The sequence below is a fragment of the Ramlibacter sp. GS1-15 genome (genome assembly GCF_057785015.1).
In genome coordinates, this window is record NZ_JBYNTU010000001.1 from 3,196,404 (window position 1) to 3,223,094 (window position 26,691).

At 67.5% G+C, this 26,691-nt stretch carries 24 protein-coding genes; 10 read left to right on the top strand and 14 right to left on the bottom strand.

The window, feature by feature from the left end; translation table 11 throughout:
* Positions 1–78 precede the first annotated feature (78 nt).
* The 4 genes from AC3EF3_RS15950 to AC3EF3_RS15965 all read left to right on the top strand — a co-directional run bounded on the left by AC3EF3_RS15950 (position 79) and on the right by AC3EF3_RS15965 (position 4,191).
* A complete protein-coding gene (locus AC3EF3_RS15950; protein WP_488533125.1) occupies positions 79–984 on the top strand; it encodes a YicC/YloC family endoribonuclease in 906 nt (301 codons plus the stop codon).
* A gap of 29 nt (positions 985–1,013) precedes the next feature.
* Positions 1,014–1,634 (top strand): guanylate kinase, encoded by a 621-nt coding sequence (gene gmk / locus AC3EF3_RS15955; protein WP_488533126.1) that lies wholly within the window; start codon positions 1,014–1,016, stop codon positions 1,632–1,634.
* Between the two features lie 19 nt (positions 1,635–1,653).
* The gene (gene rpoZ, locus AC3EF3_RS15960; RefSeq protein ID WP_488533127.1) at positions 1,654–1,857 is read left to right on the top strand and encodes a DNA-directed RNA polymerase subunit omega; all 204 of its coding nucleotides are present in this window, start codon (positions 1,654–1,656) and stop codon (positions 1,855–1,857) included.
* A 66-nt stretch (positions 1,858–1,923) separates the two neighbouring features.
* Positions 1,924–4,191, top strand: coding sequence for a RelA/SpoT family protein (locus AC3EF3_RS15965; RefSeq protein ID WP_488533128.1), 2,268 nt, complete (start codon positions 1,924–1,926; stop codon positions 4,189–4,191).
* Here the strand turns inward: AC3EF3_RS15965 and greB are convergent.
* A complete protein-coding gene (greB, locus tag AC3EF3_RS15970; RefSeq protein WP_488533129.1) occupies positions 4,188–4,751 on the bottom strand; it encodes a transcription elongation factor GreB in 564 nt (187 codons plus the stop codon). The genes AC3EF3_RS15965 and greB overlap by 4 nt on opposite strands.
* 170 nt (positions 4,752–4,921) lie before the next feature.
* Between greB and AC3EF3_RS15975 the strand changes: the two genes are divergently transcribed.
* Positions 4,922–5,668, top strand: coding sequence for a hypothetical protein (locus tag AC3EF3_RS15975; RefSeq protein WP_488533130.1), 747 nt, complete (start codon positions 4,922–4,924; stop codon positions 5,666–5,668).
* Between the two features lie 12 nt (positions 5,669–5,680).
* Here AC3EF3_RS15975 and AC3EF3_RS15980 read toward each other — a convergent pair whose 3' ends face one another.
* Positions 5,681–8,125 (bottom strand): sensor domain-containing protein, encoded by a 2,445-nt coding sequence (locus tag AC3EF3_RS15980; RefSeq protein ID WP_488533131.1) that lies wholly within the window; start codon positions 8,123–8,125, stop codon positions 5,681–5,683.
* 120 nt (positions 8,126–8,245) lie between these two features.
* On the opposite strand from AC3EF3_RS15980, the gene AC3EF3_RS15985 reads away from it, so the two are divergent.
* Entirely contained in the window at positions 8,246–8,653 is a 408-nt protein-coding gene (locus AC3EF3_RS15985; RefSeq protein WP_488533132.1) for a response regulator, read from the top strand.
* On the opposite strand, the gene AC3EF3_RS15990 is transcribed toward AC3EF3_RS15985, so the two are convergent.
* Together AC3EF3_RS15990 and AC3EF3_RS15995 are read right to left on the bottom strand one after the other, a co-directional pair.
* On the bottom strand, positions 8,633–10,879 hold the full coding sequence (locus tag AC3EF3_RS15990) for a cellulose synthase (protein ID WP_488533133.1): 2,247 nt from the start codon (positions 10,877–10,879) through the stop codon (positions 8,633–8,635). The genes AC3EF3_RS15985 and AC3EF3_RS15990 overlap by 21 nt on opposite strands.
* 318 nt (positions 10,880–11,197) lie before the next feature.
* Positions 11,198–11,464 (bottom strand): hypothetical protein, encoded by a 267-nt coding sequence (locus AC3EF3_RS15995; protein WP_488533134.1) that lies wholly within the window; start codon positions 11,462–11,464, stop codon positions 11,198–11,200.
* 71 nt (positions 11,465–11,535) lie between these two features.
* Here AC3EF3_RS15995 and AC3EF3_RS16000 point away from each other — a divergent pair, with 71 nt between their 5' ends.
* A complete protein-coding gene (locus tag AC3EF3_RS16000) occupies positions 11,536–12,357 on the top strand; it encodes an inositol monophosphatase family protein (RefSeq protein WP_488533135.1) in 822 nt (273 codons plus the stop codon).
* A 19-nt stretch (positions 12,358–12,376) separates the two neighbouring features.
* Here AC3EF3_RS16000 and AC3EF3_RS16005 read toward each other — a convergent pair whose 3' ends face one another.
* On the bottom strand, positions 12,377–12,736 hold the full coding sequence (locus AC3EF3_RS16005) for an Mpo1-like protein (RefSeq protein ID WP_488533136.1): 360 nt from the start codon (positions 12,734–12,736) through the stop codon (positions 12,377–12,379).
* A gap of 588 nt (positions 12,737–13,324) precedes the next feature.
* Here AC3EF3_RS16005 and AC3EF3_RS16010 point away from each other — a divergent pair.
* Entirely contained in the window at positions 13,325–15,301 is a 1,977-nt protein-coding gene (locus AC3EF3_RS16010; protein ID WP_488533137.1) for a carbohydrate binding domain-containing protein, read from the top strand.
* Positions 15,302–15,307: 6 nt separating this feature from the next.
* Here AC3EF3_RS16010 and AC3EF3_RS16015 read toward each other — a convergent pair whose 3' ends face one another.
* Both AC3EF3_RS16015 and AC3EF3_RS16020 read right to left on the bottom strand, forming a co-directional pair.
* On the bottom strand, positions 15,308–15,718 hold the full coding sequence (locus AC3EF3_RS16015) for a VOC family protein (protein ID WP_488533138.1): 411 nt from the start codon (positions 15,716–15,718) through the stop codon (positions 15,308–15,310).
* A 285-nt stretch (positions 15,719–16,003) separates the two neighbouring features.
* Positions 16,004–16,912 (bottom strand): AraC family transcriptional regulator, encoded by a 909-nt coding sequence (locus AC3EF3_RS16020; RefSeq protein WP_488533139.1) that lies wholly within the window; start codon positions 16,910–16,912, stop codon positions 16,004–16,006.
* Positions 16,913–17,017: 105 nt separating this feature from the next.
* On the opposite strand from AC3EF3_RS16020, the gene AC3EF3_RS16025 reads away from it, so the two are divergent.
* A complete protein-coding gene (locus tag AC3EF3_RS16025) occupies positions 17,018–17,782 on the top strand; it encodes an SDR family oxidoreductase (RefSeq protein ID WP_488533140.1) in 765 nt (254 codons plus the stop codon).
* 407 nt (positions 17,783–18,189) lie between these two features.
* Here AC3EF3_RS16025 and AC3EF3_RS16030 read toward each other — a convergent pair whose 3' ends face one another.
* The 3 genes from AC3EF3_RS16030 to AC3EF3_RS16040 are packed head-to-tail and all read right to left on the bottom strand — an operon-like array spanning position 18,190 to position 21,249.
* The gene (locus AC3EF3_RS16030) at positions 18,190–19,095 is read right to left on the bottom strand and encodes a class I SAM-dependent methyltransferase (protein WP_488533141.1); all 906 of its coding nucleotides are present in this window, start codon (positions 19,093–19,095) and stop codon (positions 18,190–18,192) included.
* Positions 19,096–19,112: 17 nt separating this feature from the next.
* Positions 19,113–20,267 carry an alpha-hydroxy acid oxidase gene (locus AC3EF3_RS16035; RefSeq protein WP_488533142.1) on the bottom strand — a complete coding sequence of 385 codons (1,155 nt, stop codon included), beginning with the start codon at positions 20,265–20,267 and terminating at the stop codon, positions 19,113–19,115.
* Between the two features lie 7 nt (positions 20,268–20,274).
* The gene (locus tag AC3EF3_RS16040; RefSeq protein ID WP_488533143.1) at positions 20,275–21,249 is read right to left on the bottom strand and encodes a Bug family tripartite tricarboxylate transporter substrate binding protein; all 975 of its coding nucleotides are present in this window, start codon (positions 21,247–21,249) and stop codon (positions 20,275–20,277) included.
* Positions 21,250–21,359: 110 nt separating this feature from the next.
* Between AC3EF3_RS16040 and AC3EF3_RS16045 the strand changes: the two genes are divergently transcribed.
* Positions 21,360–22,154 carry an IclR family transcriptional regulator gene (locus AC3EF3_RS16045; RefSeq protein WP_488533144.1) on the top strand — a complete coding sequence of 265 codons (795 nt, stop codon included), beginning with the start codon at positions 21,360–21,362 and terminating at the stop codon, positions 22,152–22,154.
* Between the two features lie 5 nt (positions 22,155–22,159).
* Here AC3EF3_RS16045 and AC3EF3_RS16050 read toward each other — a convergent pair whose 3' ends face one another.
* From AC3EF3_RS16050 to AC3EF3_RS16065, 4 genes are all read right to left on the bottom strand, one after another.
* Entirely contained in the window at positions 22,160–22,984 is an 825-nt protein-coding gene (locus tag AC3EF3_RS16050; protein WP_488533145.1) for an amidohydrolase family protein, read from the bottom strand.
* The gene (locus tag AC3EF3_RS16055; RefSeq protein WP_488533146.1) at positions 22,984–23,952 is read right to left on the bottom strand and encodes a Bug family tripartite tricarboxylate transporter substrate binding protein; all 969 of its coding nucleotides are present in this window, start codon (positions 23,950–23,952) and stop codon (positions 22,984–22,986) included. Before AC3EF3_RS16055 ends, AC3EF3_RS16050 begins: the two co-directional genes overlap by 1 nt.
* Positions 23,953–23,960: 8 nt before the next feature.
* The gene (locus tag AC3EF3_RS16060) at positions 23,961–24,953 is read right to left on the bottom strand and encodes a Bug family tripartite tricarboxylate transporter substrate binding protein (protein ID WP_488533147.1); all 993 of its coding nucleotides are present in this window, start codon (positions 24,951–24,953) and stop codon (positions 23,961–23,963) included.
* Positions 24,954–25,107: 154 nt separating this feature from the next.
* The gene (locus tag AC3EF3_RS16065) at positions 25,108–26,376 is read right to left on the bottom strand and encodes a hypothetical protein (protein ID WP_488533148.1); all 1,269 of its coding nucleotides are present in this window, start codon (positions 26,374–26,376) and stop codon (positions 25,108–25,110) included.
* Positions 26,377–26,691: the final 315 nt, after the last annotated feature.

Sequence of the window (26,691 nt, forward strand, 5' to 3'; positions counted from 1 at the left end):
GGTGATTCTCGTTATCCCGCAGCGGCGCATACTTCACGAGACCGTCGCCCAATACAACACCCACGAAGAGCACTCTCGATGCCAGTTTACAGCATGACCGGTTACGCCAGCGCGCAAACGAGCGGCGCCGCGGGCGAAACGGGCGCCGGCGCAACAAGCCGGCTCGGGATCGAGGTCCGGTCGGTGAACAGCCGATTCCTCGACATCACGTTCCGCCTCTCCGAGGAGCTGCGCCAGCACGAGCCGCAGCTGCGCGAGATGATCGCCGCGCGCCTCAAGCGCGGGAAGGTGGAAGTGCGCGCGCAGCTCGAGTCGGGCGGCGGCGAGGGATTGCGCGAGCCGACGCCGCGCATGCTGCAGCGGCTCGCGACCTTGCAGGACAACGTGCGTGCCTGGCTGCCGGATGCGCCGGCGCTGTCGGTCGCCGATGCGGTGCGCCTGTCCGCCGGCGAGGCGACGGCCGGCACCGATTGGGGGCCTCAAGTCACCGAATTGGCGCAGCGGGCCCTGCAGGACCTCGCGTCGGCGCGAGAACGCGAGGGCGCGCGCCTGGCGGCCATGTTGCTCGGCCACCTGAAGCAGCTGCGCGAGCTGGCCAAACAGGCACAGCCCATGGTGCCGCAGCTGGTCGAGCAGCAGCGCCAGCGCTTTCTCGAGCGCTGGAAGGATGCGATGTCGCTCGCCGAAGGCGCGGCCGTGCCCGAATCGGCGCAGGACCGCGCGCTTGCCGAAGCGACGGCCTTCGCCATCCGCATCGACGTCGCCGAGGAGCTCACGCGCCTGGCGTCCCACATCGACGAAATCGAGGCGCTGGTGAAAAAGGGCGGCGAGATCGGCAAGCGGCTGGATTTCCTGATCCAGGAGCTGCACCGCGAGGCCAACACGCTCGGATCGAAATCGGCGGCGCTGGAACTCACGCGCATCTCGGTGGACATGAAGGTGCTGATCGAGCAGATGCGCGAGCAGGTGCAGAACATCGAATAGCAGTCCGGGCGACAAAGCGATAATCGAGCATGGACTACCCGGGCAACCTCTTCGTCGTCGCAGCCCCGAGCGGGGCGGGCAAATCCAGCCTGGTCAAGGCGCTGCTCGAGCTCGATTCGCACGTCCTGCCTTCGGTCTCGCACACGACACGGCCGCCGCGTGGCCAGGAAAAGCACGGGCGGGAATATTTCTTCGCCTCCAACGAGGAGTTCGACAGGATGGTGCTGGCCGGCGCCTTCGTCGAATGGGCGCATGTGCATGGCGCCCGCTACGGCACCTCCAAGAAGATGATCGAGGAGCGCATCGCGCAAGGCGCGGACGTGATCCTGGAGATCGACTGCCAGGGCGCCACCCAGATCAAGCGGATTTTCAGCAACGCGGTGCTGATCTTCATCCTGCCCCCCAGCTGGGAGGAACTGCGCTCGCGCCTGGAGCGCCGGGGCGAGGATTCGGCCGAAACCATCGAGCTGCGCCTGCAGAACGCCGCCGAAGAACTGCGGCAAGCGAAGGAATTCGATTTCGTTATAATTAACGAGTTATTTGAGCGTGCGCTTTTTGACCTCAAAGCGATCGTCCACGCCCAGCGCCTGAAGTACTCGGCCCAGCGCCGCGCCCGCGCCGACACCTTCCAGGCCCTCAACATCAGCTGACACCGGACAGAGAGATACCATGGCCCGCATCACCGTCGAAGATTGCCTGAACAAGATCCCGAACCGCTTCCAGCTCGTGCTGGCCGCGACCTACCGCGCCCGCATGCTGAGCCAGGGCCACGCGCCCAAGGTGGAAGCCAAGAACAAGCCCGGCGTCACCGCCCTGCGCGAGATCGCCGAAGGCAGGATCGGGCTCGAGATGCTGAAAAAGGTCCCGGGTTAAGCGCCCGCGCCTCTGCCAAAGCACCGCCCGGCGGTGCTTTTTTATTGGGCGCGCTACATTAGGGGTGTGAGCGCCGTCCTCGAATCCTCCTCGGGCAAGGGCAAGCACCCGGCCCGGGGCGCGCATGCCCCCAGCCCGGCTGCGGTGAACGCGGCCGCGGCCAGCTTCGCGGCGCTCACGGCCCGGCTCGATTACCTGGAGCCGGCGGAATTCGAACAGGTCCGCAAGGCCTACCGCTTCGCCGACGAGGCGCATCTGGGCCAGATCCGCGCGAGCGGAGAGCCTTACATCACCCACCCGATCGCCGTCGCCTCGCAATGCGCGGAGTGGAAGCTCGATGCGCAGGCGCTCATGGCCGCGCTGCTGCACGACGCCATCGAGGACTGCGGGGTCACCAAACCCCAGCTGATCGAGCGCTTCGGCGCCTCGGTGGCGGACCTGGTCGACGGCCTCACCAAGCTGGACCGGCTGCAGTTCAACACGCGCGAGGAAAGCCAGGCCGAGTCGTTCCGCAAGATGCTGCTGGCGATGGCGCGCGACGTGCGCGTCATCCTGATCAAGCTCGCGGACCGCACGCACAACATGCGCACGCTGCACGACGTGCCGCGCGAGAAATGGCGCCGCATCTCCTCGGAGACGCTGGACATCTACGCGCCCATCGCGCACCGGCTCGGCCTGAACGCGACCTACCGCGAGCTGCAGGAGCTCGCCTTCCGCTACCTGCAGCCCTGGCGGCATGCCATCCTGTCCAAAGCCGTGGCCAAGGCGCGCAGCCGCCGGCGCGACCTGATCCAGAAGGTGCAGCGCGAGGTCGAGCAGGCGTTCGAGCAGGACCGGCTGAAGGTGGAGATCGCCGGGCGGGAGAAGACGCTGTACTCGATCTACCGCAAGATGGAGGACAAGCACCTGAGCTTCGCGCAGGTGACCGACATCTACGGCTTCCGGATCATCGTGCCGACGGTGCTGGACTGCTACAAGGCACTGGGCGTGCTGCACCAGATGTACAAGCCGGTGCCGGGCAAGTTCAAGGACCACATCGCGATCCCGAAGGTCAATGGCTACCAGTCACTGCACACGACCGTGGTCGGCCCTTCCGGCGTGAACGTCGAATTCCAGATGCGCACGGAAGCGATGCACGTGGTGGCCGAATCGGGCGTGGCCGCGCACTGGCTCTACAAGGCGAGCGACCTCGAGCCCGACACCACCGACCGGCTCGGCACGAAGTGGCTGCAGTCGCTGCTGGACATCCAGCACGAAACGCGCGACGCCGCCGAGTTCTGGGACCACGTCAAGATCGACCTCTTCCCCGACGCCGTGTACGTGTTCACGCCCAAGAGCCAGATCATGGCGCTGCCGCGCGGCGCGACGGTGGTCGACTTTGCCTATGCCATCCACAGCGACATCGGCGACCGCACGGTGGCCGCGCGCATCAACAACGTGCAGGTGCCGCTGCGCACGGAGCTGAAGAACGGCGACGTGGTCGAAGTGGTGACGGCGCCGGTCTCGACCCCCAACCCGGCCTGGCTCGGCTTCGTGCGTACGGGCCGCGCGCGCTCGAAGATCCGGCACCACCTCAAGTCGCTCGCGCAGGCGGAATCGCAGGAGCTGGGCGAGAAGCTGCTCACGCAGGCGCTGCGCGCCGAAGGCCTGGAACGCCTGCCGGCCGACGACGAGGAACACCATGCCACCTGGGAGAAGCTGCTGCGCTTCACCGGCAACCGCACGCGCGAAGAGCTGCTCACGGACATCGGCCTGGGCAAGCGCATCGCCACGATCGTCGCCAAGCGGCTCGTGACCATGCTCTCCGAAATGGGTGAAAAGCCGAACGCGCTGCTCATCACGCGCGAGCGTTACACGGCCCACGAGAATGTTTCGCAGGGCGAGGTGACGCTGGACGGCAGCGAGAACGCATCGGTCCAGTTCGCGACCTGTTGCCGCCCGGTGCCGGGCGATCGCATCGTCGGCTACCTCGGCCGTGGCGAGGGCCTCGTCGTGCATTGCGAGGACTGCGCCGTGGCCAAGCGCCTGCAGCACAAGGACGCCGAGCGCTTCATCGGGGTCGAGTGGGCGGACGAGCCGGTGCGACCGTTCGAGACCAATCTGCTCGTCACGGTGGCCAACGGCAAGGGCGTGCTCGCGCGCGTGGCCGCCGCGTTGGCGAATGCCGAAGCCGACATCACGCACGTCGACATGGACGACGAGAAGAACCAGGACGCCACGGACCTGCGCTTCCTGGTGGCCGTGCGCGACAAGACGCACCTCGAACACGCGATGCGCGTGCTCAAGCGCACGCCCTCGGTGATGCGCGTGCAGCGCGTCAAGCCCGGGCGCTAAGCCGGCGAAGACGCGGGGTACCTCACCTCCAGGATTTCGATCTCGTGGGCGCCCGAGGGTGTCACGAGCTTCACGACGTCGCCTTCGCGCGCCTTGAGCAAAGCCCGGGCGATCGGCGAGATCCAGCTCACCTCCCCATGCTCGTGGTCGGCTTCGTCGATGCCCTTGATCGTCACCGTGCGTTCCTCGCCGTGTTCGTCCGCATACGTGACGGTGGCGCCGAAGAAGACCTGGTCGGTGCCGTGGTGGATCGCCGGGTCGGCGACTTCGGCGATCTCCAGGCGCTTGGTGAGGAAGCGGATGCGCCGGTCGATCTCGCGCAGGCGCTTCTTGCCGTAGATGTAGTCGCCGTTCTCCGAGCGGTCGCCGTTGCTCGCCGCCCAGTGCACGACCTCGACGACCTGCGGCCTCTCGTCATCGATGAGCTGGAGCAGCTCGGCGCGCAGCCGCGCGTACCCCTGTGGCGTGATGTAATTCTTCGTGCCCGCGGGTATCTCCGGCACTACCGCTTCGTCGTCATCGTCGCCGGCGTCGGGCTCCCTTGTAAACGCCTTGTTCATGCCCGCAAGCATAGCCAGCGGCCGCGGGTGCGTGTTAACAGTCCTTGCGGCTCGATGGTATTTTCCTACACACGCACACGGACAATCCTCACGGCAGTGCTTGCGCGCATCAGGCACCATGCCCGCTGACTCGAAGGAGGTCTCAGCATGTCCCCGCGAACAGCCGCGCCATGACCGCGGCGGCCAACTCATCCCCGGGCGAGGCACGAACGGCCGACACGGCGGTGGCCGCTTCGACCAAACGTTCGCGCATCGCCGCCGAGGCCGCACGCTACGGCGTGCTGCGGCGGCTCGGCCCCGCGCTCAAGCATGACATGGTGGTGAACCTGCAGGCCATCGCCATGCTGGCGGAGGTGCTCAACGCGAAGCTGGATCGCGGGTCGCCCGATCCCGCCGAGTTCCATTCGAGCATCGCCAAGCTGAACCGCCTGGCGCGCGAGGCGGTCGCAAGTTGCCTGAAGGTGGCCGCGTGGGTCCAGCCCGGCGAGGACGAAGGCATCAAGCTGTGCGACGGCGTGGCCGAATGCCTGCAGCTGCTGGCGAGCAACTTCAACTTCCGCGGTTTCCTCGTGGAGTCGGAGTGCGCGGAAACCTCGTTCCAGGTTTCGCGCGTCGCACTGCGTCACCTGCTGATCGCGTCGCTGGTCACGCTGACCGACGCGGCGGGCGGCCCCTGCCACGTCGACGTCCGTGCGACGGTCGAGGGCTCGGCGGCGCTCATCACGGTGCGCATCAGCCCGCGCGAAGACGAGCACGAAGGCCTGCCCTACGAGCCGACCTATCGTCAGTTGGAATGGTCCGACGTGCAGGCGCTCGCCTTCGCCGAAGGTGTGGAGCTGGACCGCGGGGCGGACCACATCAGCCTGCGCATGCCGCGCCAGGTCGCGACGGCGCCGCTGCAGATCGCGCCGCACTGAGCGCCCGGCCGTTCAGGGCTCGAGCGAGTCCATGAAGTCCTCGAGCTCCTCGATCGGCAGCGGCTTGCAGAACAGATAGCCCTGGTACTCGTAGCAGCCTTCATGGGCGAGGAAGGCGCGCTGCTCGGGCGTTTCCACGCCCTCGGCGATCACGCCCAGGCCGAGGCTGCGCGCCAGATGGATGATGGTGCGCGCGATCGCCGCATCGTTCGCATCGGTGAGGATGTCCTTGACGAACTCGCGGTCGATCTTGAGCTGGTCCAGCGGCAGCCGCTTGAGGTAGGACAGCGACGAGTAACCCATCCCGAAATCGTCGAGCGAGAGAGCGACGCCCATCTCCTTGAGGCTGGCCATCTTCGCGACCGTCACTTCGATGCCTTCGGCCAGCAGGCTTTCGGTCAGCTCGAGCTTGAGCTTGTTCGGCGCGATCGCATGGTCGCGGATCACGGTCATCACCTCGTCGACGAAATCCGGGTCGCGGAACTGCCGCACGCTCACGTTCACCGCGATCGACAGGTGCGCGCGCGCCGGGTTCGTCGCCCACTCGGCCAGCTGCCTGCAAGCCTGTTCGAGCACCCAGCGGCCTATGGGCACGATCAGCGACGTCTCCTCCGCGGTGGGGATGAAGTGGGCCGGCGGCACCATGTCGCGCTGCGGATGCTTCCACCGCAGCAGCGCCTCCACGCCCGTCATGCGCCCGTCCGCACCCACCTGCGGCTGGTAATCGATCAGGAACTGCGCTTCGCGCCACGCCTGCCGCAGGTCGGTCGCGAGCGCCGCGTTCGCGGTGACGACGGCCTGCATGCCGGGGTCGAAGAAGCGCACCGTGTTGCGCCCCGCGCTCTTGGCCTGGTACATCGCGAGGTCGGCCTGCTTGAGCAGCTCGCTCACCGACCACGGCGCACGGCCGAACAACGTGACGCCGATGCTGCACGTCGAGTGATGCAGGTAGCCCGAGAGCTGGTACGGCTCGCCCAGCCTCGCGAGGATGCGCTCGCTGACCACGCGCGCGCCCGCAGCAGGCTCGAACGGCTTGTGCCCGCTGTTCTCCAGGAGGATCACGAATTCGTCACCGCCCAGGCGCGCCACGGTGTCGCCCCGCGCCACGCAGGAGCGCAGGCGCTCGGCGACCTGCTGCAGCAACAGGTCGCCCTTCTGGTGGCCCAGCGTGTCGTTGAGCACCTTGAAGTTGTCCAGGTCGATGAACATCAGCGCGCCTTCGTGCGGCCGGTCGGTGTCGGACAGGGCCCGCTGCAACCGGTCGAGCAGCAATTGCCGGTTGGGCAGGCGTGTGAGCGGGTCGTAGAACGCGAGGTACTGGATCTTCTCTTCGGCGGTCTTGCGCTCCGTGATGTCGCGGCCCACCGCCACCCAGTGCGTGAGCTTGCGCGCCTCATCCCACACCGGCGAGACCTCCAGATCCACCCAGAACGCCTCACCGCTCTTCTTGTAATTGATGAGGTCCACGCGCGCGGGCTGCCATTGCTCCATCGCGCGGCGGATCTTGTCGAGCTCGCTGCGTTGCGTGCCCGGTCCCTGCAGCAGCCGGGGCGTGCGGCCCAACACTTCTTCGGGCGAATAGCCGGTGCGGCGCTCGAACGCCTCGTTCACGAAGACGATGCGCGGCCCCGGCTCGGCGAACGGTCCGGCCTCGGTGATGATCACCACGTCGTTCAGCCGGGCGATGCTGCTTTCCAGCAACCTGAGAAGCTCCTGCGACTTGTGGCGCGCTGTGACGTCGCGCAGGTGCACGGCCATGCCGCCGCCGAAAGGGTAGCCCCGCATCTCGATGCGGCTGCCCAGCTGCGCATCCAGCTCTTCCGCTTCCAGCTTCGATCCCGTGGTGAACGATCGACGAAACTGCTCCTCGAGGCGCAGGCGAACCGTCTTCTGGAAGAAGTTCCAGATCGGGCGGCCCAGCAGCTCACGCGCCGCACGGCCGATCAGGCGCTCGGCCTGCTCGTTGAGGTAGGTGAAACGGCCTTGCCGGTCGACGGTGGCGAAGGCCTCGCCGCTGCCCATCGCGCCGCCCATGCTCACCGTGTGCCGCATCAAGGTGCCCGGCCGGTAGCCGTGCGGCGCGATCTCCTGCACTGCGCCTTCGACCCGGATCACTTCGCCGGTCTCGTCCAGGACCGCCTGCCCGAGCGTGCGCACCCAAGCGCGGCGGCCTCGCAGCGTGACGATCTGCATTTCTTCATCGAAGGGCGTGCCGGTGCTTTCGCATTCGTCCACCAATGCGACGATCTTGTCGCGCCATTCGGGTGCATAGAAGCCGAACGGGTCGTCCGCCGGTGGCTTGAAACCGGGCGGCGCATCGTGGATCGCCGCAAGCTGTTCCGACCATTCGATCGCGCGGCTCGCGACGTCGAGCGTCCACACGCCGACGAACGCCGCGCGCTGCGCCAGTTTCAGCAGGCTTTCGGCCTGCTGCATGTCCGTGTCAACGGTCTGCATCTTCTGCATCGATTCGTAGGCTTGGTCCTACCCGAGTTCGCGGGCAATTCCGCCGCGCGCCAGCAGAGCCACGCTCTCATGATGACGTAATACCGCGCCCACTTTGCCCTTGAAGTTCCCGTGCATCTGCAAGCCTTTGTCATCGAGGACAACGCGACCATTCGCGAAAACCTCATCGGCACGCTCGAGGAGTTGACCTGCGTGCGCGTGGCCGGCATGAGCGCGACGGAAGACGAGGCGCTCGCGTGGCTTGAACAGAACCAGGACACGTGGGACCTCGTGATCGTCGACTTGTTCCTCAAGCAGGGCAGCGGCATCCACCTGGCGCAGTGCATCAAGCGTACCCGCGCCACGCAGAAGATCGTCGTCTTCTCCAATTACATCAACGCCAGCGTGCGCAAGCGGTGCGCCCAGCTGGGCGTGGACGCGGTGTTCGACAAGTCCACCGAGATCGATTCGCTGGTCGACTACTGCTCGCATCAGTGCTTCCTGCTCGCCCAGGGGCAGTCACACGCCCAGGCCGCCTGACGCGCTGCGGCGCCGCCAGAAGTACCAGCCGAAACCCGCCGCCGCCGCGAGGATCGCCAGCACCCCGAGCCACAGCACCCAGGCCCGCCGCGGCGCCGGGAACGAGCGGGGCGCCTCGCCGATCATCGCGTGGCCCGTCGGGTCCCAGGTGTTGATCTCGGCGCGCACGCCGTTCGCCGCGATCACCGCGACGTTGCCCTGCGACAGCTGCAACGCGCGGTCGGGCGCAGGACCTTCACGACCCAGCGTGCGATAGATCGCGCCGGAATTCGAGCCCTGCTTCGCGACTTCGAGGATCCCCGCGCGCGGCAGGCCGCCCACGTCCATCAGCGGCCGGTCGGAGCCCGATGCGTGCAGTCGCCCCGCCTGGACCTTCACTTCGCTGTCCACGTCCTTGAGCGGCACGTCCAGCGCGAGGAACGGCCCTTTCACCTGGTGCGGTCCCTCGTCGCCCACCGCGTCGAACTGCGCGCGCGCCGGCGGCAGGCCCATGCTCGCGGCGAGGCTGATCACACGCGGCAAGGTGTTCTGCGCGTCGCGCAGGTACGCCACGGGCACGTAGAGGTGGCCGCCGTTCGCAAACCGCGTGATGAGGCCGCTGAAATCCGGCCCGGGGTCGATCTTGTCGAGCACGACATGGCTGCTGGCCAGCACCGATGCCGGATACGCTTCCGGCGTCTCCCGGCAGCGGTCGCTGGCGGGCTGGCGCACGAACGACACTCGCACCTGGTTCTCGGCACTGATCGCGTAGTGCGGGATCGGGGCGACGATGCGTTCGCGCCGGCCCGTCGCATCGAGCTCGCGCGCGGCCAGCAGCACGTCGTTGAGGAACACCGACGCCACCGGCGCGTAGCGCGCCGCGCCGGGCGCCGCGGCCACGTCGATCACCAGCGCGGAGGGGCCGCGGCCTTCGGCGGCGAGCGCGCTGATGTGGAAATTCGCCGTCCAGTCCGCGCGCGACAGCACGTCCAGCGTCGCGGGCTTCGCGCCCAGCGCCTTGAGCGAGACGGTCGAAACGTCCGCGCGCGGGTCATCGCCGATCCCGACGTTGATCGGCGCGTTGCCGGGCTGCTGCGCCGCCTGCGTGAAGACGGCAGCGGCATCGGCTCCGGCATCCTGCGCCACGACGATGGCGGGACGGCCGAACACGTTGGCCACGCGCACCTGTCCCGCCGCCAGCTGGCGCGCCCAGCCGTCGAGCGCGCGCTCGCGCCATTCGTCGAACGCCGGAATCCCTTCCGCCGGGAGCTGCGCGCGCAACGCATCGAGCGCTTGCGCGATCACCCCGGGCGCGGAGCGGTCGCCGATCACGACGTCGGCCTGCACCGGCCCCACGCCGCCCAGCGCGACCAGCGCACCGATTTCCGCGACGTCGCGGATCTTGCGCCGGCCGCCTTCGGCGATCGCGGCGAACGCGGGAATGCGCTTGAGTACCGCGGGCACGACTGCGCCCTGCAGATCGACCACGTCGCCCACGGCGGGCAGCAGGCGGATGCGAGGGTGCTTGCCGGCACGCTCGAGCGCGACACCCACGCGCCACGCCGCGTCGTAGGCCTGCGCCGAAAGCTTGCCGCTCGTGACGAGCACGACCGGCATGGCGGGGAGCGCCGCCCACGCGGCCGGCAGGTCCTGCAGCGATGCGGCGTCGAAGCGGTACGTGAGCCGGGTGCTCGGCTCGATGCGCAGGAGGTTGCCGGGCGTGCGGGTGTCGGTGCAGGCATTCTCGCGAGTCATCGCCGTACGCCAGTCGACGTTGAAGCGCACGGCGCCGCCCGGGCGCGGCATACCGTCCACCGCCAGCGTCAGGCTGCCGTCACCGCGCTCCGTGGTCACGGGCCGTGCCGAGGCGGGGAAGCCGTCGAGCGACAGGATGAGCGTCGTGCGGCCGCCGTCCGCGCGCACGAAGCTCGCATCCATCTGCAGCGTCGCGTTCGCGAGCGGCACGTTCGGCGGCACCGGCAACGCGATCTCGCGCGAAGTTTCCGGATTGCCGAGCACGATCGGCCCGAGGCCCAGATCGCCCAGGCTCACGGAGCGAGCGAGCCAGCTATCCGCGTTCAATTTGCGGAAGGCGTCCGCGACCGAGACCGCCGCCGCGGCGGCAGGCGGCGGCAAGGGCGGCGATGTCTGCGCCAGGACGGGTGCCGCGGCGAGCATGCACGGGCCTGCCCATGCCCAGCAGCCCATCCTCGGAACCTGGATTCGCTGCGCGGAAGCGTTCTGCATGGGAGCTCCGTCGTTGCTGCTGAGGCATCGGAGCTTCGCTTGATGTGCTCTGCGCCAGAGCCAGCCGATTGGCCAAGGACGCGTAGGATGCAACCTACATGCGATGCAGGGCCAGCGTTGTCAGAAGCTCATCCTGGCGCCTCTAGCGCTCGTACTCGGCGCGCAGCGCCACGACCGGAGTCAACGGGTATTGCACGCCTGCACCGAGCCTTGCCGGTCGGTCACGCCGATGAGGAACTGACCCGTTCGTTGGCACGAGTCGTGCAGAAGCCACGCAATGAAATCCGCATTGAGCCTTGCCGCCGATTCACGATGGCGTCACTGCCCGATGTCACGATGGCGGGCACGCGTCCCGCGCCCCTTCATTCCCTTTGCTTCGACCGGGCGGGTGTCAGGCGAACCGGCACCGGCGCGCTCGCGAGCGAGGGCTTCGCCGATGATCCGTGTCGAACGGCCGTGCGGCCCATGCTCCCGCATCGAGATGTCGTGGAGCTCCTGCAGCTCCTGCAGCGCAGGACGGGCGAGATGGGATTCCTTCGCGGGCGCGATGATGCCGGTGAAGGAATCCCGCTGCAAGCTCGGCATTTCGGGGCAGTGAGTCCGCGAACGACGATTCATACATGCAAGTACTACTGAGCGATCCAGGAACTGTTTCCATGGCGCGAGCCAGACCTCAATCACCCCAATCGAGCATCGAACAGCTGGAGTCGCTCGTCTGCGAGGTGCTCGACAGTGCCGCAGTCGTCACACTCCCGCTGTTCCGGCGCACGCTGGCGGTGCACGACAAAGGGGGAAGGCATGGTTTCGACCCGGTGACGCCGGCCGACAGATGGGCGGAGCGCGCCATGCGCGAGCTTCTGGCGCTACGCGCGCCGGGCCAGCGTGTCGAGGGCGAGGAGTACGCGGCGACTGGCGGAAGCGGCGCACAAAGCTTGCGCTGGATCCTCGACCCGATCGACGGCACGAAGTCGTACGTGGCGGGCCTGCCCTGGTGGGGAACCCTGGTCGCCGTGTGGGACGGCGACGAGCCATTGGTCGGCGGCATCGACCACCCCGCACTGGGCGAACGGTTCGTCGGCAGCGTCCGCGGCGCGCGAAGGATCTCGGCGGGAACGACCAGCACACTGAAGGTCCGTCCATGTGCGCGGCTGGCCGATGCCGTGCTGTGCGCGACCGAACCGGCGGATGGGGCTTGCATCGCGCCCCACGCACGCCTCGCGCGGTACTCGACGGACTGCTACGGATACGCCTGCCTGGCCGCCGGGCTGGTGGACGTGGTGATCGAATCGGGACTGGCCCTGCACGACATTGCTGCCGTCGTGCCGCTGGTGGAGGCCGCCGGTGGGATCATCACGGACTGGCGCGGCGGCCGGGACTTCTCATCCGGCCGTATCGTCGCCGTGGGCGATGCGCGGGTGCACGCCGAGGTGCTGTCCCGGTTGGACCGTGTCATCCAGCCGACATCGACAGGACGGTAAGTTGCGTGTCCCTCCTCCATCATGGAGCCTTCGATGCGACTCGCAATGCCGCCCACCACGCACCGGTCATCACGAAGCCCGGGAAAGTCACCCACTGTTCCAGAAAGATGCGGGCAATGGCGTTGAGAGGACCGGTGAATGGTTCCGGCGATACGCCCTCGTCCGCATGACCACGCCCCTGTAGCGCGACGGACGCGACCATTGCCGCGAGACAGCCCGCAAGCGTCGGCCACCAGCCGTGGAGCAACGCAATTGCGGCAACGACGTTTGCCGCGACAAACATCGGCACCACGATGATGTGAAGCACCAGATTCGCTCGCGACCGGTGGTAGCGCGGGTATCCGGCCCACTGCCAGCGTGCGAGTTGAATGGGGTTCATGAGGGGCTCCTTTGTCGGTGGTCGCAGGATTGGCGGGCGGTTCATCCGGCTGCCTTTCATCGATGCGAACTGTGCACCGGCTGCCGCCACGCTGCCATTACGACGAGACGAAGTGCGAACCGCGCGCGCGAAATGCAGGGCGGGCGGAGCGAGCTGCAGTTCGCGCGGCGCGAGAGGCCAGGCCCTGTCATTGTTTTCCTGACAGTGATCGCGGGTGTGCGCCGACAGGCACGGCGGGACAACCTACTGAGACTCAGGCACCTCGACACGTTCTGCGCCGCGGCGCCCGTGGCGAACGCATCAGCCGCCCCCGCGAAGGTGTCGCTTCCCGACGTTCAGAACAGGAAGAAGAGCATGAGCAGCACGACGTCTTCACGGCTCTCCATGTGGCGCGGATGCGGTGTCGCTGCGATCGCGGTCGCGCTTGCGCTTGCGCTTGCGGTGGCAGGTTGTGGGGGTGGTGGCAGCGCGCAGACCGCGAGTGCGACACCTGTGGCCGCCACGTCGGCCCCGCCGGATCAGGTCCAGGCTTTTGCAGCGGCGCAGCAGGGTGTAAGGGCAGCGCCCCCGACCGTGGTCGCGGCGGCCGTGCCAGCGCTTGCGGCGTCCGGCAACCTGCTGTCCAACGGCGGCTTCGAGAGCGGCATGACCGACTGGACCAACTGGGCCAACGCGAGCGTGGTCGCTGGGCAGGCGAGCGCCGGCTCGTCGGCGCTCAGCGTGGGCACGGGCGCCGGGGGCGCCGGGCAGACGGTCGGGAACATCGCGCCGGGCGTCACCTATCGGCTCACGGCAAAGGCCAGGGTCAGCGCCGCTCCTGAGACGGTCTACGTCGGAGTGAACTTCCTCGACGCGTCGGGCGAGCCCGTCAAGCAGAACGCCGAGCTGGTCACAAGCACCGATTACACGACTGCATCGCTCGAAGTCCTCGCCCCGCCGGAGGCTGTGAGCGCCCTGGTCTATGTCTGGAAGAACGCCGGCACCGGCTTCGCCTACGCCGATGAGTTCGAGTTCGGCGTCGCGAGTGGCGCCGCGCCCGGTCCCGCGGCGTCGGGCAACCTGGTGGCCAACGGAAGCTTCGACACCGGTTTCGCCGGCTGGGACAACTGGGGCAATGCCGGGACGACCAGCACCCAGGCTGCGTCGGGCCCCGCGGCCGCACAGGTCGGGACCGGGGCCGGAGGTTTCGGCCAGCGGATCGCCACCGTGGTGCCCGGCGCCAGCTACCGCGTGAGTGCGCAGGCGAAGGTGAGCAGCTCCACCGACGTCGCGTACCTCGGCGTGATGTTCACGGACGACGCCGGCACGGGGCTGGCGGTCCAGAACGCCGTGTTGCGCTCCACGACGTATGCGACGGCGCAAGCCGATCTCACCGCGCCCGCCGGAGCGACGAAGGCGCTGGTGTTCGTCTGGAAGAACGCGGGGGACGGCTTCGCGTATGTGGACGACATCTCGTTGGTGCAGGTGAAGTCCGACGCCAACGCACCCGGCGTGGAAACGGCCGTCGCGTCCCCGATGGGCTCGCCCGTGTTCCAGCTGCCGTGGGGCGGGGAAGTGAGCGGGCAAGTCGTCTCCAGCGGCACGAACGTGCTGCGGCGGTACTCGGCAGAGGGGCTGCAAGTCGGGCCGGCCACATCGGTCGCCTTCGGCAGTGCGACGGGAAGTGCCACCTTGCTGCAGGGCGGCGGCTACGCGGCGGCCTGGATCGCGACGGTGGGCGATCCGCTCGCGCCCTCCTACCAGCTCTACACGCAGGCGTACACCGCCGCCGCGCAGCCGATCGGCAGTCCCGTCGCCGTCGCGCTCTCGCGCATCGCGGACGATCTCGGCAATCCGGCGGCGGTCCCGCAGCTCGCACCGCTCACGGGCGGCGGGTACGTGGTCGTGTGGGCGCTCCAACAAGCAACGGCGGGAGCCGCGAGTGACCGAGGCGTGTACACGCAGCGGTTCGACGCAGCCGGCCATGCCGCCGGTCCGGCGCAGCAGGCGACCACCGACGGCGCCGGGTTCCTGCACATCACGGGCACGACCACCGGCGGCTACGTGGTCAGCTGGGGCAAGTCGGCGGGCACCGTCGGAGGCGCGAGGGCGTATGGCCCCGACGGCGCGCCGCTCGCCCCCGAGCAGGTGGCCGGCCTCAGCTGGCATGTGGGGGCCGGTCCGCGCGGCTCGATGGCCCCGCTCGCCGGTGGCGGCGCGGCGATCGTGGGACAGGTGCAGGACGGGCCCGTGGTCGTCCAGCACATCACTGCGTCCGGTGTGGCGCTGCCCGCCCAGGTCGCGAGCAGCCTGGGCTCGCCCGGCCGCGCGCTCGTGGCGATCGCGGGCCTGCCCGACGGCGGCTCGGTCGTCGCATGGCTGGAATTGGGCGGGAACGTCTACGCACGGCGCTTCGCGGCCGACGGGACGCCGGCCGGTCCGCAGACGCGCATCAACCTGCTCACGACTCCGACGGCCGGCACGGAAATCCTGGCGCTGGCGGATGGCAGCTTCTCGATCGCCTGGGATGTCGGGAGCATCCGCTACGCACGCACCTTCCCGGCCAGCGGCCTGATCGCGCCGTAGCGCTCGTTACGTGTTGGCAGGAGTCGCCGCTGGATCCATCCAGAACGCGGCCCACAGGTGACCGTCGGGGTCGGCGAAATCCTGCGAGTACATGAAGCCGAAGTCCTCGGCCGGGTTCGCGTCGGCCTGCCCGCCGTTGGCGGTTGCGGCGAGGTTCATCGCATCGACGGCGTCGCGGCTGTCCATCGCCAGCGAAAGCATCAGCCCGCTCGTGCCGGCCGCCGGGAACGGCCGCAGCGTGAACGTGCGCCACTTCGCGTGCGTGAGCAGCATCACCTGAATCGACTCGCTCCAGCGCATGCAGGCGGCCGTGTCGTCGCTGAAGTGCGCGTTCCGCTCGAAGCCCAGGGCCTGGTAGAAGGCGGTCGAGGCGGGGAGATTCTTGACGGCCAGGCTGATGAAGATCGTCTTGGTCATGGGATGCTCTTTCGGGTTGTCGGGGCTCCACGGGCTCGGAGCTCCGTCCATACGACGATCGAGACCGACCGGAATCGACAAGGCACCGCTGTTGAGCAGGGGCGGCCGCTTCGGACCGGAAGCAGACTTCGCTCGATCGAGCGGCGCCACAGTGTCACAGACCCAAGAACAAAAGAGCGCGTCACAGAGCTTGTCCGACGACAACCTCCTGCGCTACGCGAGTATCGCGAGCAACGCGGGCAGATCCACCGGCTTGCTGAACGTGTGATTGAAGGCAGCCTGTTGCTAGGCGGCAAGATTGTTTGTGCGCGCGAAGCGGCTCGGCGACTGCCCCACGCACCGGCTGAAAGCTACGCTGAACGTACTTGAGGACCCATAGCCGACGCGTGCGGCGATTTCAGCAACGGGCAAGTCCTCTTCGCGCAGGAGCCGCTTGGCGAGCTCCATGCGCCACCTTAGCAAGTATTCCATCGGCGCAACGCCGACCGTGCGCGTGAAGCGGTCGTAGAACGCCGAACGCGACAGCGCGGCCGCATCTGCCAGATCGCCGACGGTCCAGGCACGACCCACCTGCGCATGCATTTGATTGAGCGCCGAGGCTAGCCGCTCGTCGCCGAGGCCACGCAGAAGGCCCGGCGGCGCGCTGCCCTCTGTCGTTGAACGCATCGCCTCAATGAGCAACATGCCTGCCAATCGCGAGAGCATGTATTCGCTGCCCGGCTTCTGATCCTCGTACTCGTCGCCGACCATCTGCACCAGTTGCATCAGGCGCTTCGACCCTTGCACGTGAACCACAGGCGGCAGCAGGGACACGAGCAGGCCTGGGTCGGCGCGCTCGAACATGAACGCGCCGCCCAGCGAGCGCATGTCTGGCTTGCCCTTCGGCTCTCCATGGCGCAGTTCGCCTCGACCACCCGGAACGACCTTGGGATCGATGAAGACAGGCGGCGCGGGCGCGAAACTGGAGAGAGTGAAGCCCGGTGTGGTCGGCAGGAGGACGAAATCGCCCTCGTTGAGCGTGATCGGATCGTGCCCATCCACTGCAAGCAGACAACTGCCTTCCAACATGATGCAAAAGCCTGGCTGCCCGTACTCGCAATAGCGCACAGCCCAACTGCCCTTGCCGCTGATGATGTTGGCGAGCACGGCGCGCGGCTGCAGGAGTCGGACTACTTCGGTCAGCGGATCACTCATGATCTGGACGAATACCAAACAAGTCAGGATGTCTAGCGGTAGATCGTCCGGCCATGGTGCCATATCGTTCACCTCACATCAACCAACCACCTCGGAGTGAACGCTATGAAGACTGTTCTGATCACCGGCTGCTCGTCCGGCTACGGCCTGGAAACCGCACGCTTTTTCCACGCACAGGGCTGGAACGTGGTCGCCACCATGCGCCAACCGCGGCCCGGGCTGCTACCCGTCTCGGACAGGATGCGGCTACTGGCACTGGACGTTACCCAACCCGAAAGCATCTCCGCAGCGGTCCAGGCTGCGGGGCCGATTGACGTGCTGGTCAATAACGCGGGCATAGGCGTCGTCGGCGCCTTCGAGGCCACACCCATGGCGACCGCTCGCGAAGTGTTCGACACCAACACCTTTGGCGTCATGGCGATGATGCAAGCGGTGATTCCTCAGTTCCGGGAGCGCAAGGCCGGCGTGATCGTGAACGTGACTTCCAGCGTGGCGCTCGCCGCCATGCCGCTGGCGGGCGTGTACACGGCTAGCAAGACCGCAATCGAGGGCCTCACCGGTTCCGTGGCCTTTGAACTTGCCTCCTTCAATGTCCGCGTCAAGCTGGTCGAGCCCGGCTACGCCCCCACGACTCGCTTCACCGCGAACGGCGGTGCCCGGATGCAGGGCCTGATTCCCGAGGCATACGCGCCCTTCGCGCAGCCCATCTTCGACGCATTCGGCAAACCATCGGCCACAACGAAGGAGAGCGATGTGGCCGAAGTGGTCTGGCAAGCCGTGAACGACACCTCGCCGCGCTTGCGCTTTGCCGCCGGTGCGGATGCCGTGGCGCTTGCCCAATCCTCCCGGAGCGAAGCAGTTCAATCATGAAGCGAAAGCGGACCCCATTACCTAGCGCGCGCTCTCTGCAAGCCTCCAGCGGGGAAGGAGCGCGCGCAGCTACTTATCGGACTGCGCAAACGCAGACGTGTACTTCTCAGTGAGTCAGACCGCCGATCGCACGACCTTGCTGCGCGTCGTGAATGGCTGACCACGTGGTTCGTAGTCTATGAAACAGTGAACAGGGGTCTGTGCGGCGCTTGGTGTCGCTGTCATTGGTCGGGTGTACCCGCCGTCAGCCGGGCCGCCGCTTCCTTCAGCCGGCGACGCGCCTGAACGATGAATCTGTCGATCGAAACCAGTTGCTCGCGCCTCGTTTCAAGGGGCCGCGGAGAACGACTTCATCTCGCTCATCCGCAACGAGGTGAGCGTCGCGATCGGCCTGACGTACCAACCCGTCAACTGCGCGCGAGCACCAGCATCCAGCGGATTGGGATGCTCACGCGCCCGTCCGAATCGGCATGCGAATCCATTGCGCCAAGGAAGTTTGGCCGGATCGACTCGCGTGTTGCCGTTTCTATGAAGTGGGCGTCGTACATCAGCATGAACCAGTCCCAGAGTTCCGCCGGCATGAGACGCAGCTCACCGTCGACGTCCCGGACCGACACGTCCCCGAATCCGACGTCGCGGAGAAGCAGTTCGATGGCGGAGGCGCTGCGCCAACGCGGGTCACCGATCGATACGCGATTCGAAGCGGCCGATATGTGAGGATCGACGAGCGCCCTGTATGCGGCCAAAGGTGCGCTCTGAGGAAACGGGCCGCCGACCACCGCTGCAAGCCGGCCGCCGTCCCGCAGGACTCTTCGGAGTCCCGAAACGACCTGCTCGGTTTCGTCCATCAGCATCAACGCCATGTGCGAGATGACCGCATCGAAAGCACCGTCGTCGAAGGGAAGTGCCTGCGCCCTGCACTGCACGAGCGTTGCGCGGCCTTGCAGATTGCGCTCCGCGCGGGCGAGCTCCTCCGAGCTCATGTCGATCCCCGTCGCGGCCACGCGGCGGGCAGCGAGCAGCCGCGAGAGCAGGACGCCATCGCCGCATGCGACGTCAAGGACTTGTGTCGCGTCGGACGCCACCTGCGCGACCAGCAGGTCGTAGGAGCTGTCGTAAGCCGAGCCACCACACCGCACCGGCAAGTCGCCAAGCGCAATGCTTGTCGCGCCAGTGTGGGTCGCATGAAATTGGACGAGAAAGCGTTCGGCGGTGGAGGTCATTTCGGCGTGCGGCAACGATATCGCATTCTGGGCAAGTGTGCGCCCGGCGGCAACCTTGCCCTGCGGCTGCTTTCCACCCGAAGCAGACATGCCCGCTCCGTGCTTTCCTATCGCCGCGGCGCGATCGGCCGCAACTGCGCAGCCCCAAGTTCCCGAACCGACGTGAGGCCCAGCAAGCCGAGGTCGCGCTGGACTTCGTCGGCAAGGATGCGTACGGCATGCCGTACGCCCGCCTCGCCCGCGACGGCAGCCGCATACTGGAACGGACGCCCGACGAACACGAACTTCGCGCCAAGCGCGAGCGCCTTGAGCACGTCGGTGCCGCGCCGGATGCCACTGTCCATCATCACCGGGAAGTCCGGACCCACCGCGGCCACCACCTCCGGCAGCACGCGCAGCGGAGAGGTGGTGCCATCGAGCTGGCGGCCACCGTGGTTGGACACGATGATGCCGTCCGCGCCCATGTCACGTGCCTTGCGCGCATCGTCGTGATGCATGATCCCCTTGACCACGAGCGTCCGGTTCCACTGGCTGCGGATAAGGCGCAGGTGCTCCCAGTTCAGATGGTCCTTCGCGCCGAAGTCACGCATCACCGTGGAGGAAAGGATGGGCGCGCCACGGATCGCGTACGAGTTCTCGAAGTGCGGCATGCCATGCCTGGCGAGCGTTCGCAGCAGCGTGCCCACGGTCCATCGTGGATGGGTGAGGCCTTCCCACGCGAGTCGAAGGCTGGGCCTCAGCGGGGTCGAAAACCCGGCCCGCACATTGTTCTCGCGGTTGGCCAGCACGGCCGTGTCGACCGTCAGGACGAGCGTCGTCACGCCGGCACGGATCACGCGATCGACCAGGGCTTCGATCTTCGCGGGCTCGCCCGGAAGATAGGCCTGGAACCAGGTGTCGGGCGCGGCGGCGATCACTTCCTCCAGCGGAATCAGCGACGAGCCGCTCATGACCATCGGCACGTTTTCGGCCGCGGCGGCGCGAGCAACGACGAGGTCGCCGCGATAGGCGCTCAACGCGCTGATGCCCATGGGCGCGATGCCGAAGGGCGACGAGTAGCGCCGCCCGAAGAGCTCCACGGCCTGGCTTCGGCCGGAAACATTACGCAGCACGCGCGTGACGAATCCGTACTCGGCGAACGCGGCCCGGTTGTCGCGCAGCGACGCATCGTCTTCCGCGCCGCCGCAGAGGTAGGCAAAGATCGGCCGCGGCAGGTGGCGCCGCGCGGCAATCTCGAAGTCGTCAAGCGACAGGCACTTCATCGCCGACTCAATTCACGTCGATACGCGCCTCGCGGATGACCTTGTCCCAGGTCGCCCTCTCCTTGCGGATCATCTCGGCGAGTTCGGCCGCGTCCGCGAGTTCGATGTCGACGCCTTGCTCGTCGAAGCGCTTCATCACGCCGGGGTCGGCCGCGGCCTGCTTCATCGCCGCGTAAATGCGCGCGATCACCGGCGCCGGTGTCCCGGCCGGCGCGAAGAGCGCGTTCCAGCTGTTGTAGCCGAAGCCAGGCACCGTGCTCGAGATCAGCGGGATCGCCTTGAGCGAGCTGGCGGTCGTGCGCGCCGTGAGGCCGATCGCGCGGATGGAGCCGTTGTGGACCATGCCGGTGAAGGACGGCATCGTGCCGAACATTGCGTGGATCTGGCCGGACACGAGGTCCGTCAGCGCTGCCGATGCGCCGCGATACGGCACGTGCTTGATGTCGATCTTCGCGGCTCTCGCAAAGAGTTCCGTTCCCAAATGAGCCAGGCCACCCACGCCGGCGGAGCCGAAATTGAGTTCGCCGGGATGCGCTTTCGCGTACGCGATGAGTTCCGCGACGGTCTTGAACGGCATCTTCGACGTGACGACCAGCACATGCGGCGCGGTGGCGATCATGCCGACGGGCGCGAGCTGGCTCAGGATGTCGACGCGCGGCTTCTGCAGCAGCGGTTGCGCCGTGATGTTTCCGGAAGCGGCGAACAGCAGCGTCGTGCCGTCGGCGTGTGCGCCGGTGACTTTCTGCAAAGCGGGAACGCCTGCGCCGCCGCCCATGTTCTCGACCACGAACGTCTGGCCCAGTGATGCGCTCATCGCCTTGGCGAGGTCGCGGCCGAGCACGTCCGTCGCGCCGCCGGCGGCGAAGGGGATCACCATCTTGATCGGGCCCGGGGCCGAGGCGCCCTGGGCGTTCGCGCCGAAGGCGGCCAAGGCCGCGGTCGAGGCGAGGAAGGCGCGCCGGCTGCACTGCATGCGAGTCATGAAAGAGTCTCCTTGGGAAACGAGGACGCGATCATCCGGACAAGGGCCGGTGCGCGGCAATGCGTTACGCCTGGCGTAACGCGCCGCCCCTTTCCGATACGATCCGGTCGATGCCGCGCAAGGCCGATTCCCATCCGCCCGCAGACGCCTTGAAGCACCTGCTCACGGACGAGGCGGGCGCAAAGACCGTGAGCCACGAGAGCGTGAATGCGGTGGCGCGTGCGCTCTCCATCCTCACGGCGTTCGAGGGCAACGAGCTCTTTCTCCCGCTGGCCGAGCTGGCGCGCCGCACGGGCATGCACAAGCCGACGGTGCTGCGGCTCGCACGCACATTGGCCGCGGCGCGGTTTCTGGTGAGACGCGAAGACGGTGCGTGGCGCCTGGGACCTGCAGCGGGCTGGATCGGTTCCCGCTACCAGGCGCAGTTCGATCTCGATTCCGCGATCGAGCCCATCCTTCGCCAGCTCAGTGCGTCGACCGGCGAGGCCGCGTCGTTCTTCGTGTTCGAGGGCAACCTGCGCGCGTGCCTGATGCGTTGCGAAGGCCAGGCCGGCGTGCAGAGCCAGATCCGCCCCGGCGAGGTGTTCCCGCTCGACCGCGGATCGGCCGGGCGCGTGATCGTGGCCGCGCTCGGGGAGCCGGGCGACATCTACGAACGGATCCGCCGGCGGGGTTTCCACATCACGCGTGGCGAGCGGAACTCCAATGTGGCGAGCGTTTCCGCTGCCGTGCGCGGGCCGCATGGCACCGTGCTCGGTTCGGTGAGCACGGCGGGTCCGATCGGGCGGTTGACGGCGAGCGTACTCGCGCGGCATGCGGGCCCGACGGTGCTTGCAGCGAAGCAGCTTGGAGAAGTGCTGGGAGCCATGCCCGCGACCGCGCTGCGGGCGACGTGGCACCCCTGAAGGAGTCAGTCGAAGCCGTAGAGACTCGCCGGGTTGTCGACCAGGACGCGCTGAAGCGTGCCCGCGTCGCCGCACCAGGACCGCAGCACAGCGACCAGGTCGTCATCGTTCACGGACCCCGGCGGTTCCGTCGTGTGTGGCCAGTCGCTGCCCCAAACGAGGCGCTCGGGTGCGTGGCGCACCAGGCCTTCGCCGATCGCAGCCATGTCGCCGTACCGAGGCGCGCCCTCGCGCGATCGCATGTAGACGCCGGAGAGCTTGACCCAGGTGTTGCCGCCGTCGAGCAGGCGCTGGAGCAACTGGAATGCCGCGCCGGCCGTCCCCTCTTGCGGATCGACGCGCCCCATGTGGTCGATCACGAGCGGCACCGGCAATGCGGCAAGCAGCGGCGCCATCGCAAGCAGCTGCGCCGGATGCGCGAAGACCTGGATGTGCCAGCCCCATCTTGCCGCCTTGTGTGCCAGCGTTTCCAGCATCTGCGGCGTGGTCTCACCCCACGATTGCGGCGAAACGAAGTTGACCCGCAGGCCGCAGACACGGTGGGCGGCGAGTCGTTCGAGCTCGGTGTGCGAAACGTCCGCGTCGACCACGGCCACGCCCCGCGCGCCGTCACCCATCTGCTCGAGCGCGTCGAGCGTGCACGCGTTGTCCACGCCGTAAGTGGACGGCGTCACGACGACGCAGCGCTCGGTGCCGTTGCGCTGCTGCAGCTTGCGGTATTCGGCCACGTCCGCGTGCGGCGGCCGGCGCGTCCAGTGCGACGACGGCGCGAATCGCGCGTCGAAGATGTGCATATGCGCGTCGCACGCGCGCGCGGGCAGCCGGCGCATCAGTCGAGCTTGATGTTGCCCTTGCGTACCACCTCGCCCCACTTCGCGTCTTCCTTCTTCAGGTAGTCCGCAAACTCCGCCGGCGTGGACCCGATCGGTTGCGCCCCGAGGTCGGTGAAGCGCTTCACCACCTCTTCGTCGTGCAGGGCTTCCGCCACCGCCTTCTGCAGCTTCGAGGCGATGTCGGCGGGGGTGCCCGCCGGCACGAACACGCCGTTCCACTCGTACACCTCGAAGCCGGGAATCGCAGTCTCGGCCACCGTCGGCACGTTGGGCAGCTTGTCCAGGCGCTTCGGCGAAGAGATCGCGAGCGCGCGCAGCTTGCCGGCGGCCACGAGCGGCGACGAGGCCGCGACCGTGCTGAACATGAAGTCGACCTGGCCGCCCATCACGTCGGTGATCGCGGGGCCGCCGCTCTTGTAGGGCACGTGGACCATGTCGAGGCCCAGCTTCTGGCGGAACAGTTCGGCCGCAAGGCGCTGCACCGTGCCGCTGCCGCCGGAAGCGAAGTTCACCTTGCCGGGCTGCGCCTTCGCCTTGGCGATCAGGTCCTTGAGATCCTTGAACGGAGAGTCGGCCTTGACGATCACGATGTTGGGCGCCAGCGAAACGAGCGAGAGCGGCTGCAGCGCGGTGGGCGCATACGGCATCGTCGCGAACAGGTGCGGGTTGATCGACGAGGGCGTCGCGTCGTACAGCATCGTGTAGCCGTCGGGCTGGGCCTTCGCGACGTAGGCGGCACCGATGGTGCCGCTCGCGCCGCCCTTGTTGTCCACGACGACGCTCGTCCCCAGCTTCGTGCCGATCTTCGCCGCGAGGACGCGCGCCAGCGCATCTGCCGAACCGCCGGGCGCATACGGCACCACCAGCGTGATGGGCCGCTCGGGCCAGGCCGCGTGGGCGAGCGATGCGGCGGCAAGCGCGCACGCGGCGATGAAGGTTCGGCGGGAGAAGGTCGACAGGTTCATGGTGGGTCTCAATCGAGTTTGAGGTTGAGTTCCTTGGCGAGCTGGCTGTTCGCCTGGACCTCGCGCTGCAACTGGTTGGAGAACGGCGCACCGCAAACGTTTTGGGCATTCAGGCCCAGGCCCGCCAGCTTCTCGACGGTTGCCGGCGCTCGCGCGAAGCTGCGTGCGGCCTTCTCGAGCGCCTCGAGCACGGCGGGCGGCGTGCCTGCGGGTGCCAGCAATCCATACCATGCATCGTCGCGGAAGCCCTTCACGCCGGCTTCGTCGAAGGTCGGCACGTCCGGCAGGAAGGGCGAACGCTTTTCAGCGGCTACGGCGATGGCGGTCAGTTTCCCGGCCTGCACTTGCGTCAGCACGGAGCCGAGCGTCGCGAACGAGCTGTCCAGTTGCCCGCCGATGAGGTCCGTTACCGCCGGAGCGGCGCCCTTGTACGGGATGTGGTTCATCGACGTGCGCGTGAGCCGCGCAAAGCGCTCGCCCGCGAAGTGCCCCGAACTGCCCGCGCCGGGCGAGCCGAAGGTGCGCTTGCCCGGCGCCGCCTGCAGCGCCTGGATGAACGACGCGAGGTTCGTCACCTTCATCGCGGGGCCGACGACGAGCACGGTCGGGCTCTCCGCGAGCGTGCACACCGCAGCGAACGAGCGCACGGCGTCGAACTTGACGCGGGCGCTGTACAGCGCCGGGATCATCGTGTGGTTGGTCGCGCCGAGCAGCAGCGTGTAGCCGTCCGCCGGGGCGCTCGCCACCGCCTCCGCGGCAAGGACCGTGTTGGCACCCGGCTTGTTCTCGACGATGACGGGCTGGCCCAGCGTGCGCGCCGCGTGTTCGGCGAAGGCGCGTGCGACGACGTCGGTCGGCCCGCCCGCGGCGAAGCCCACGACGATGCGGATCGGCTTGGACGGCCAGGCCTGAGCGAGCGCGCCCTGCGTGCCGAGTGCGATTACACCGAAGAGCACCGCAAGGGCGCTGCGCCGGGTGATCGAAGCAGGCCGCCTCGTCATGGTTTGTCTCCTGTCATGGCTCGCCTGTCTGGCGATGTGGGCTCACTGTAGGTGGCTGTTGCACGCCACACAATGCCGTTTCGCAGGATGAACCGCGTTGTGCTATGCGGTATCGAGCCCGTAAAGCGCCGCGGGGTCCGCGGGATGTAGCCGGCTATTGCAACGCAGCCCTGCCCCCGGCGAGATACAGACCCAGCAGGCGCGCGAACTGGCCGCCATCGGAGTTGATCGTCGTCTGGTAGGTGCCGCCGGAGCCGAAGACGATGGCGAAGGTATGGCCGTCGCCGTACTCCTGCGTGTGGCGCAACATGTAGTCGACACGATTGTCCCGGTAGTGCTGGTTGGTGCCACCCGGCGTGCTGGAAGGCACACCCAGCGGCGTCTGCCACCAGAGAATGGGCAGCCCATTACCCGATGCGGCCAATGCGGCCCGATAGTCCGCGTAGCTGCTTTGCGACTGATGGAAATTGGGCGTGCTGACGTTGCTCTCGTCCCAGTAGAACGTGCCGCCGCGGCCCGTGCACTCCGACACCGTGGCGGCTTCCAGGCAACCGGCGTCACGATCGCTCGTCTGGGCGACGATGAAATCGGCCAGGTGCGCGCCGGCGGCACGCATTTCGCCAGCCACCGCAGTGGGCGAGCCTGACCAGAACGCCGGCGGGAAACCAAGCAGCGCCTTGGGTGCGATCTGGCGGCCCATTTGCACCAGGCACTGCCCGATGCCTGCGGCGGTATTCGGCAAGCTGCTGCATTCGGGTTGGCTGTTCACCACCGCCGCCATCTGCGTGGGATCATGGCTCGGTGCCTGCGCCCACACGTAGCCCCAGAAATCGGGCTCGAGGTTGATCAGTACCGGGGCATTCAGGGCAGCAATGCGCTGATACATCAATCGCGCCTGGCTCCAGTACGTGTTCATGAACGCAGCATCGGTGATGCCGCTCAGGTTGCCGTCACCGTTCTGGGCCATCTGGTAGAAGGTGTACATGGGCGTTGCGCCATAGGCCTGGGCGGCCTGCGCGGTGTACGTGATGTACGCGCCGTCGGGGCTGTTCCAGTAGGGCCAGGAGCCTGGCCCCGCGCCCACCAGGTAGACATCGATGATGTCCGGACGAATGCCCTGGCCTTGCATGTCTGCAATCGATTGGCCCGACCCCAGGCCCACGAGCACGCGCGAAGGCTTGCCCATCTTCGCGACGATCGCGGCGCTGGCTGACAGGCTGGATACGCCACTGCCGGTGTTTCCACCGCTATCTCCACCGGTCTGGCCACCAGTGGTGCCGGCTTGCGTGCCTGTGCCGCTGCTCGCACTTGTCGTGCCGCTGCCCTGCGCGCTACCGGATCCACCGCCACCGCCGCCCCCACAGGCAAGCAAACCAAACGCAAGCGCTGCGACGGCAATCCATCGTTGAGAAAACACGGTCATCGGCGAAGTCCTGGAAGCTGTTGATCGGATTGCCGGGCGCTCCATCGGGCACCCTCGCTGATTCTTGTTGTCATCGAACCGTGCGCAGGGGCAGCACGAACCATGCCTATACCACCCTGCTAAGAGGAGGCCCGCGAGGGGTGACCGATTTCGTCGAGACATTGACATGGCATGTCAGCGCGCTTCAAAACATTGGCAGATTTGATGTGCAACAAAGAGCGATGCCGTCGGCACCTGCCATCGGGTCGAGATCGTCCAGGTCGAGCCTGGTCGGTGCGAGATCATTGCAGCCACCACACGCGTGACCGAGCTGCA